Here is a 716-nt window from a genome sequence, read left to right on the forward strand (position 1 = left end):
TTAAACTTTCAAATTCACTTATTGAATGAACAAACAGTGGGATGATTGGATGATCCCAACGAAGTAAAGCACGAATTTCCTTTATTGTTGAATTAATCGAGCAATTTGCTATCGGACATTTTTAGATTCCATTTATAAAAAAAGTTCAGAGGTTGCAATATATTTCACGTTCTATATATAAATTTTTATGAAAATCAATCCTACTCCTTCCGGTCCTGGCGTTTCTGCACTTGAAGAAAAAAAACTAGGGCGTATTGTTCAAATCATTGGTCCGGTACTAGATGTAGTCTTTTCACCGGGTAAAATGCCCAATATTTACAACGCTTTGATAGTTAAAGGCAGAGATAATGTTGGTCAACAGGTTAATATGACCTGTGAGGTACAGCAATTATTAGGTAATAATAGAGTAAGAGCTGTTGCTATGAGTGCTACTGATGGCCTGATGAGAGGGATGGAAGTAATTGACACGGGAGCTCCTTTAAGTGTTCCGGTCGGCGGAGCGACTCTTGGACGAATTTTCAACGTTCTTGGAGAGCCTGTTGATAATTTAGGTCCCGTAGAGACTGCCACAACATCTCCTATTCATAGATCTGCGCCCGCTTTTATAGACTTAGATACAAAATTATCCATTTTTGAAACCGGGATTAAAGTAGTAGATCTTTTAGCTCCTTATCGCCGTGGGGGGAAAATCGGGCTATTTGGGGGCGCCGGGGTTG

At 39.8% G+C, this 716-nt stretch carries 1 pseudogene; it reads left to right on the top strand.

Annotation, left to right across the window (positions count from 1 at the left end):
- Nucleotides 1–187: 187 nt before the first annotated feature.
- Nucleotides 188–716, top strand: a pseudogene (locus QQK25_RS24695) (hypothetical protein); the annotation flags it as partial.

Source organism: Zoogloea oryzae (genome assembly GCF_030161255.1).
Classification (GTDB): Bacteria; Pseudomonadota; Gammaproteobacteria; order Burkholderiales; family Rhodocyclaceae; genus Zoogloea; species Zoogloea oryzae.